The sequence below is a fragment of the bacterium genome (genome assembly GCA_035703895.1).
Lineage (GTDB): Bacteria > Sysuimicrobiota > Sysuimicrobiia > Sysuimicrobiales > Segetimicrobiaceae > Segetimicrobium.
In genome coordinates, this window is the sequence record DASSXJ010000104.1 from 43,966 (window position 1) to 52,476 (window position 8,511).

Here is an 8,511-nt window from a genome sequence, read left to right on the forward strand (position 1 = left end):
GACGTCACACCTCCGCCAGCAACCGCGTAAACCAGGCCAGGCGGGGGGCGATCGTGGAGACCACGACGTGTTCGTGCTCGGCGTGGCCGCCGTCCCCGACCGCGCCGAGCCCGTCGAGCGTGGGTACCCCGAGCGCCGCGGTAAAGTTGCCATCGCTGCCGCCGCCGGTTCCGCTCGCAGGGAGATCGAACCCCTCGTCCGCCGCGATACGCTTGGCCAGAATGTAGAGTCGGCGTGACGCCTCGGTCTCCTCCATGGGCGGCCGGTTCAGGCCCCCGGTAATCCGGGTCGAGGTCCCGCGGATGAAGGTGGGGCGGTTGCGGATCCCCTCGTCGGCCCGGCGTGCCTCCTCCGCGGTGCGGACCCGGAGATCGATCTCCGCCTCAGCGTGGGCCGCGACGACGTTCGAGCGCGTGCCCCCGCGGACCACGCCGACGTTCACCGTCGTTCCGCGGGCCGGATCGTTCAGCGTGTGCAGGTCGACGACCTGGCGGGCCAGCTCGAGGACGGCGCTTCGCCCTTTCTCCGGATCGGCTCCGGCGTGGCTCGCGACCCCCTCCACATCGAGGTGATACATCCCCACCCCTTTCCGCCAGAGTTTGATCGCGCCTTCGGCGCCCACGGATGGCTCGAGCACGAAGACGCACTCCGACGCGCGCGCCAGCCGCTCGATGATTGGACGGGACGTGGGGCTTCCCACCTCCTCTTCGGAGTTGCCGAAAAACGTGAACGTCTTATCCTTGGCGACGCCCGCCTCGAGGGCGAGCCGCAGTCCCCAGAGCGCCTGGAGGTCCCCGTACTTCATGTCGAACGATCCGGGGCCGGTCAACCGGTCGCCATCGATCCGGCACGGCAGCCGCTGGACCGTCCCGACCGGCCAGACCGTGTCGAAGTGACCCAGCAGCAGGATCTTGCGGGCGCCCTCCCCGATCCTGGCCTCAAAGTGATCCCCCCATCGCTCCTGGCGGTGCCACGTGATCTCCGCTCGCGCGTACTCACGGTACCATTCCGCGAGATGCCGGCCCGCGCGGTCGCACGCGGCCTTGTCCACGGTGGGCGATTCGAGCTCGACAAAAGTCCGCAGGTCGGACAGGAACGCCTCCAGATGCCGGTCAACCGAGGAGCGAAAGCTGGGCAAGGTACTCCCTCCCGTGCGAATTCAGTGGTACAATTCCTCGTCGAGCCGGCGCAGTTCGTCGAGGTTCCCGCGGCGCATCTCACGGCGCCCGTCCTCGAGGTCGTGGATCACCGCCACCAGCTGCTCGTTCAGCGGCGCGCGGACTCCGGCCCGGCGGCCCACATCGACCACGGCGCCGAGCTGCACGTCGACCTCCGTCCGCCGGCGCCGGACGGCCAGATCGCGCCAGATGCCGCTCTTCTGCTTGAGCGAGTGACGGTTGAATGCTACGAGGCGATCGAGGCTGCGCTGGATCCCATCCCAGTCCCGAGGCGTGGCGAACCGCATGGCATTAGGATCGTATCCATCGAATCCTTCGCTCTGGACCCCTTCCCCGTCGGCGACCTCGACCACCTCAGCGGCCAGGTTGGCCAGCAGGGACCGGCAGCGAGGATCGGCGAGCACCTCCGCCATCGTCTCGTCCACGACGGCCGTCGCGAACAGCATCGATGCGTATCCCAGCTTTCCCCAGAGGTAGCCCCAGATGTTTTGTGTCAGCGTGGTGTGCTCGAGAAACGCGTCCTTGAGGATCACCCCCAACTGCTGGAGCCGCGGGCTCAGGCGCCCATCCAGTTCACCCAGGTAGAGCGCTCCCGCCCCGCCGTACATGATGCGGCCCGGCCCGAGGTAGTCCGCCCCGAAATTCACGAACGCCCCTACCGTCTTCTCCGCACCGATCCGCTTGGCGATCACCGTCTCGTTGAGCCCATTCTGCATCGACACAACGAAGCTGTCGGTCCCGAGGAGGGGGACGATGGGCTCGAGGGCGCCTATGGTGTGCATCGCTTTGACCGCCAGCAATACCGCCTCGGGCGGACGGCCGCCGAGCGCATCTGCCAGCCCCGCGACCGTGACGGCCGGGACACGGACTTGGAACGTGCGGTTCCCCTCGATCGTCAGCCCCGACCGTTCGATCGCGTTCACGTGCTCTTCGACGGTGTCCACCATCAGGACGCCGTGCCCGGCACGGGCGAGGTGCGCCCCTATCGTTCCCCCGATGGCGCCCGCGCCAATGACCGTGAAGTGCATCGCGCATCCTCCCCTAGGCAGTGGCTTGTCACCGATCATCCGGCAGTGTAATACGGCGCGCGCGTCGGCATCGCCTCCGTGAAGGAGCCCTCCCGCCGGTGGCCAATCTGATCCATCGAGGATCCTGGCCGTGATTCCGACCCCGGCATCGCACTTGACGAGTGCGCCGCTCCACAGCGTTCGCCGCCCCGGCGCGCATCCACTCGACCTGGAGAGTCTGTATCATACGAAGCGCATCGCCGCGGTCGAGTGGTCGGCGGACGGGCGGCATCTCTACTTCGAGACCAACGCCAGCGGCCGGTTCAACATCTGGCGCGTCCCGGCCGATGGGGGGTGGCCGGTCCAAATCACGGTATCGGACGAACGTACGGCGCTTGAGGAACCGTCCCCGGACGGCCGGTGGCTCCTCTACACCCAGGACCGGGGCGGAGATGAGAAACCGAACCTCTTCCTCATGACGCCGGCGGGCGGCTTCCCGCGAAACATCACGAACACGAACGGTGTGGGCTACGAGAGCTTTGGGTGGTCTCCTGACGGCAGGCGCCTGGCGTTCGCCGCGGAGCGTGCGTCACCCGGCGCATATGAGGTGTACGTGCTGGATCCTGAAACGACCGAAGTCACCCGGATCGCCGGCAACGAGCGTGGAGAATGCGCCAGGCTCCGCTGGAGCCCTGACGGCCGACGCCTGCTGCTGACCAGAACGCGGAACTATCTGAACCACGGCGTGAGCGTGCTCGACCTCGACACCGGTACAGAACGCGTGCTCATCCCGATTGACGATTCGACGACCTCACGCGGGGTCGGGTGGACTCGCGACGGTCGCCGGGTGATCATGGGATCGAACGCCAATCCATCGGACCTCTCCGCCACCGGGGTGGTGGAGATCGATAACGGCGCGATAACATGGCTCACGTCGGGAGAGTGGGAGACCCTCCCAGTCGGTATCTCCCCCGCTGAGGATCGCTTCGTGTACGTCCGAAACGAAGGCGGGACGCACAGAGTGTTCCTCCGCCTTGTGGATGGTCCGGAGGCCGAGATCCCGCTGCCCGCCGGCGTGCTGTCGGCGGCACGCTTCTCACCCGATGGCATGTGGTTGGCCCTCCTCCACGCCTCTTCGAGCAGCCCCAACGAGATCTGGACGTACGAGATCAAGACGGGCGCGCTCCGGCGGCTCAGTCACTCCCTCGTCGCGGGCATGGACGCGGAGGACTTCGCGCGGCCCCACCTGGTCGTGTATCCCTCCTTCGATGGGACGCCGGTCGCGGGGTTCGTCTACCTGCCGGCCAACGCCGAGCGCAGCCGGTCTCACCCCGCCATCGTCTATCCTCACGGCGGTCCCACCGCGCAGTTCACGAACGGCTGGGTCCCCCAGGTGCAGTTCCTGACCTCCCGAGGGTTTGTGGTGATGGCCCCGAACTTCCGGGGATCCACGGGCTTCGGCCGCGCATTCCGGCAGGCCAACAAACGGGACCTTGGCGGCGGCGACCTGCGCGACGTCGTGGCGGCAGCCGAATGGCTCACCGGCTCGGGCTATGTGGACCCGGAGCGCATCGCGGTGATGGGAGCATCGTACGGCGGCTATCTCACCCTCATGGCGCTCGCGAAGTTTCCGGCGCTCTGGGCGGCCGGCGTCGCAATCGTCCCGTTTGCAAACTGGTTTACCGAGTACGAACACGAAGACCCCGTGCTCCAGGCCTACGACCGCTCGATGATGGGCGATCCCGTGGAGAATGGCGATCTTTGGCGCGACCGGTCCCCGATCTTCTTTGTGGACCGGATCCGCGCCCCGCTCCTCCTCCTCGCCGGGGCGAACGACATCCGGTGCCCGGCGGAGGAGACCCAGCAGATCGTCGAGGCGGTCCGGGTGGCCGGGGGCGCCGCTGAGGCGAAGATCTACGAGCACGAGGGTCACGGGTTTGCGCGCCGGGAGAACGAGATCGACGCCTTCCGGCGGGTTGCGGCGTTTCTTGACACGCACATGCAGTCGCGACGCCCGCGCGGGTAGGCCACCTCCCGCGACAGCGCACGCCGGAGATACCGTCTATGAGGCGCTTCCTTGCGATCTTCGTGATCCTGCTGATCCTGGTCGTGCTGGCCGGGGTCGGGACCGGCGCCGTGGTGGTGTGGCGCACCTTTCCCAGGATCAACGGGCACTTGGCGGTTCCGGGCCTCGATGCTCCTGTTGGGATCATCCGCGATCGGTGGGGCATTCCGCATCTCTACGCCCAGAACGTCCACGATCTCTTTTTCGCCCAAGGATACGTCCACGCCCAGGATCGCCTCTGGCAGATGGATTTCAACCGGCGCGTCCCGAGCGGGCGCCTGTCCGAACTCTTCGGCGAGGTCACGCTGCCCTCGGATCGTTTCTTACGCACGATCGGGATGCGGCGCGCAGCCGAAGAGGAACGAGCACGCCTGGATCCGGCATCGGCCGCCGTACTCGCCGCCTACGCCGCGGGCGTCAACGCGTGGATTTCGCAACATCGCTCGGGGCTCCCGATCGAGTTTGCGTTGCTGCGGTACCGGCCCGACCTCTGGACGCCCACGGACACCCTGGCCTTCGGGAAACTCTTGGCGTGGACGCTCGGCGGTAACTGGCGGTACCAGTTGCTGCGGGCGCAACTGATCGCCCGGTTCGGTGTTGAGGGGATGCGCTTTCTCATCCCGCCCTACTCCCCGGATGCCCCGGTGATCATTCCCCGAGGATCGCGATACGGCTCATGGCGCACGACCGCGCTCCTCCAGCTCCTGGATGCGGGCGGACTTCCCTCGGGGATTGGCAGCAACAACTGGGTCTTGGGAGCCTCCCGGACGGCGACCGGCCACCCGTTGCTCGCCAACGACCCCCATCTCGAAGCACAGATGCCGGCGATCTGGTACGAGATGCACCTCGTCGGCGGTCCCTATAACGTGACGGGCGCGACGTTGCCGGGGGTCCCCGGGGTGGTCATCGGCCACAACGCGGACATCGCGTGGGGGGTGACAAACGCCTTTCCGGACGTGCAGGATCTGTATATCGAGCAGTTCCATCCCACCGATCCGGCCCGCTACCTCTACCGCGGCCGGTGGGAACCCGCCAGGGTGATCCGTGAGGCGATCGGCGTGAGGGGGCGGCGTGATCCTGTCGTCGAGACCGTGCGGATCACGCGGCACGGCCCGATCATCAACGACGTCGTGGGGGGCCTCGGCGCGTTCCTCGCGCTCCGGTGGACCGCGCTCGAACCCGGGACCGTCACCGCGTCCCTCCTGGGGCTCGACCGCGCGCGGACTTGGGACGAGTTCAGAGCCGCGCTGCGCTTGTGGACGGTCCCGGCCCAGAACTTCGTGTACGCGGACCGCAAGGACAACATCGGCTATCAACTCCCCGGGCGGATCCCGATCCGCGCGAAGGGCGACGCGCTGGTACCCGTCCCCGGATGGACGGGCGACTACGAGTGGGTGGGCGAGATCCCGTTCGACCGCCTCCCGTCGGTGCCGCGTCCACCCCGCGGATACATCGTCACCGCCAATAACCGGATCGTGTCGGACTCCTATCCGTTCTTCCTGACACAGGAGTGGGGCCCGGGGTTTCGCGCCGCCCGCATCGAGTCGCTGCTGGCCCCACTCCGGCGGGCCACGATCGCCGACATGCAGGCCATCCAACTGGACGCAATGTCGCTTCCGGGGCGGGAGATCGTGCGTGCGCTGGCCGGCCTCCGCACCACCCAGGAACCTGCCGCCGGAATGCTCGCAGAGCTCCTGTCCTGGGACGGCGTCCTACGCTCGGACAGCCGGCCGGCCGCCATCTACGAGGCGTTCCGCATCGCGCTCGTCCCTCGGGTGTTCAAGGACATCCTTGGAGACGACCTGTACAAGCAGTACATCGAGCGGCCGGAAGCGTGGCAGGTGGCCCTGGATCGCCTGCTCCGCGATCCTTCCTCGCGGTGGTGGGGGTCGGAGGGCCACGACGCCGTCATCGCAGACGCCCTCAAGGAGGCCCACGAGGTCCTGACCCGCCGGCTCGGATCCGACCGATCGAGGTGGACGTGGGGACGGCTCCACACGATGCGCTTCGTCCACCCGCTCGGGCGCGTGTGGGCGCTGTCGTGGATCTTCAACGCGGGCGCCCCACCGACGGGCGGCGACCTCTTCACGGTCAATAACGGCGGCTTCGCCGAGGACACGTTTTCGCAGATCATCGTGGCATCCTATAGGCAGGTCATCGACGTGGGCGACTGGGACCGATCGGTCGCGATCCACACGACCGGACAGAGCGGTCTGCCGTTTCATCGCCACTACAAAGACTTCGCGTCGCTGTGGGCGACGGGGGGCTACCATCCGATGCTCTTCTCCCGTCCTCGCATCGAAGAGGAAGCCGAAGGCACGTTGACGATCACGCCCTAGTGCACGTGGGAGGTGACACCAATGACGGACCAGGAACTCAGCGACCACAAGCGCAGGGTCGCCGGCGTCTACAACCTGGCGTCCTCCGGCTACGACCGGTCGCCCCTGCGGTTTTTCCGGCTGGTCGCCTCGCGTCTGGTAGAGCTGGTAGACATGCAGCGCGGCCAGCAGATTTTAGATGTGGCGACGGGTACGGGAGCCGCCGCCTTGGCCGCGGCACGCCGGGTGGGGCCCACCGGCCGCGTGACAGGTGTCGACATCGCGACGGAGATGCTGGCGCAGGCCCGACGCAACGTCGCCGCTACCGACCTTTCGAACGTCGACCTGCAAGAGGCCGATGCGGAAGCGCTACCTTTCCAAGCCCGTACCTTCGATGCGGTGATCTGCGCCTCGTCCATCTTCTTTCTCCCCGAGATGCAGGCCGGTCCTCGGGAATGGACCCGAGTCGTCAAGCCGGGCGGGCGCGTCGGGTTCTCGGCGTTCGGAGCGACCGCGTTCCAGCCTCAGTCCGATCTCTTCGAAGCCCGCATCCGCGGCTACGGGATTTCGCTTCCGCCGCAGAAACGGCCGTTCGGCTGGCAACGATTGACCGACCCGGGACAGTGCCGGATGTTATTGGAGGGCGCCGGGCTGCGCGACATCCAAGTCACCACGGAGCAACTCGGCTACCATTTCGCTTCGGCCGGCGAATGGTGGGAGTTCGCCTGGGGAAGCGGATTTCGGGGACCGCTGTCTCAGCTGTCTGCCGCGGACCTGGAGCGGTTCAAGGCCGAGCACCTGAGCGAAGTCTCGGCATTGGCCACGGACCGTGGCATCTGGTTCGATGTCGCGGTGATCTTCGCCACCGGCCGTGTGCCTCCCGAATGAAGATACTGACGGTTATTCCAACACAGGAAGAACTCGATTCCTTTGTGCACGCGTGCTTCGAGCAAGGCTACCAAGCCAAGCCCCTCGCCATGGGAAAGCTTTCGATCGCATACTTTCCAGTGTTGGAGATGGCAGCCGCTCACGGCGGCCTTGGCAAGGCGCAGTTCGCTGTTCAGACTCAGCATCTGATCGATGCAGGCAATTGGGATGTGGTCATTTGTGCTGGTGCGGCCGGCGCACTTGCGAGTGGTCTTTCTGTCGGAGATGTTGTCATCGCCACCGAGACCGTGGAGCATGATATTCGGAATAAATTTGGCAAGCCTCTTCTCCCACGCTTCAGCAGTTCGGAACGAGCATTAGAATGTTGCCGCCAGGCCGTACAAGCGGTCCCTTCACTGAACGTACATTATGGCCCCATTGCAAGCGGAGATGAAGATGTGATGGATGTTGAAAGACGGGCAGCCATTCACAAACTCACCGAGGCCTTGGCGGTCGCGTGGGAAGGAGCTGGCGGGGCACGGGCCAGCCAGTTCAGCGGAGTGCCGTTCATCGAAATTCGCGGTGTGACAGATGGCGCTGATGATACGGCGGCACGCGATTTTCGGCTAAATGTCAAACGGGCGCTGAAAGGTGTCGCACAGGTGGTTATCGCTCTGGCGCGATGGAGTAGCAATCGCCCAACGACGGGATAACTTGGATTCTGGTGACATAATACGTCTCGGGCGGGTCCCCATCTACGGCGAGAGCCACACCGTCCGGAGCCGCAGCATCCCGTCGGGGACGAGCGTGAACCCGTGGACGCGGGTGGAGAGCAATTTGTACTCTCTGGGATAGAACAGCAAGGCGTACGGCACATCATCGGCGAGGATCTTCGTCACATCGGCGTACGCGCGCCGACGCTGGGTCATGTCGTTGAGGAGCCGCGCCGCGTCCAGCAGCGACTGGACCTTCGAGTCGGCGTACCCCGTGAAGTTCAGCCCGCCCATGCCCGACTGGGTCACAAAGGGATAGATGTTGAAATCGGGGTCGGGACGGCCGCTCCAGAAGAGGAGCGC

General features: G+C 66.2%; 7 protein-coding genes. 4 read left to right on the plus strand and 3 right to left on the minus strand.

Going from position 1 to position 8,511, the window contains the following annotated elements:
• Positions 1-4: 4 nt before the first annotated feature.
• The gene (locus VFP86_07135) at positions 5-1,138 is read right to left on the minus strand and encodes a M20 family metallopeptidase (protein HET8999402.1); all 1,134 of its coding nucleotides are present in this window, start codon (positions 1,136-1,138) and stop codon (positions 5-7) included.
• Positions 1,139-1,159: 21 nt separating this feature from the next.
• Entirely contained in the window at positions 1,160-2,206 is a 1,047-nt protein-coding gene (locus VFP86_07140; GenBank protein ID HET8999403.1) for a 2-dehydropantoate 2-reductase, read from the minus strand.
• Between the two features lie 130 nt (positions 2,207-2,336).
• Between VFP86_07140 and VFP86_07145 the strand changes: the two genes are divergently transcribed.
• Genes VFP86_07145 through VFP86_07160 form a run of 4 tightly spaced genes read left to right on the plus strand, consistent with a single transcriptional unit; the run spans position 2,337 to position 8,148 of the window.
• Positions 2,337-4,211, plus strand: coding sequence for a S9 family peptidase (locus VFP86_07145; protein ID HET8999404.1), 1,875 nt, complete (start codon positions 2,337-2,339; stop codon positions 4,209-4,211).
• A gap of 38 nt (positions 4,212-4,249) precedes the next feature.
• Positions 4,250-6,589, plus strand: coding sequence for a penicillin acylase family protein (locus VFP86_07150; GenBank protein ID HET8999405.1), 2,340 nt, complete (start codon positions 4,250-4,252; stop codon positions 6,587-6,589).
• Positions 6,590-6,610: 21 nt separating this feature from the next.
• The gene (locus VFP86_07155; GenBank protein HET8999406.1) at positions 6,611-7,456 is read left to right on the plus strand and encodes a methyltransferase domain-containing protein; all 846 of its coding nucleotides are present in this window, start codon (positions 6,611-6,613) and stop codon (positions 7,454-7,456) included.
• On the plus strand, positions 7,453-8,148 hold the full coding sequence (locus VFP86_07160; GenBank protein ID HET8999407.1) for a 5'-methylthioadenosine/S-adenosylhomocysteine nucleosidase: 696 nt from the start codon (positions 7,453-7,455) through the stop codon (positions 8,146-8,148). The genes VFP86_07155 and VFP86_07160 overlap by 4 nt, the downstream gene beginning before the upstream one ends.
• A gap of 42 nt (positions 8,149-8,190) precedes the next feature.
• Here the strand turns inward: VFP86_07160 and VFP86_07165 are convergent.
• Positions 8,191-8,511 (minus strand): hypothetical protein (locus tag VFP86_07165; protein ID HET8999408.1); only part of this gene is annotated, 321 nt, incomplete at its 5' end.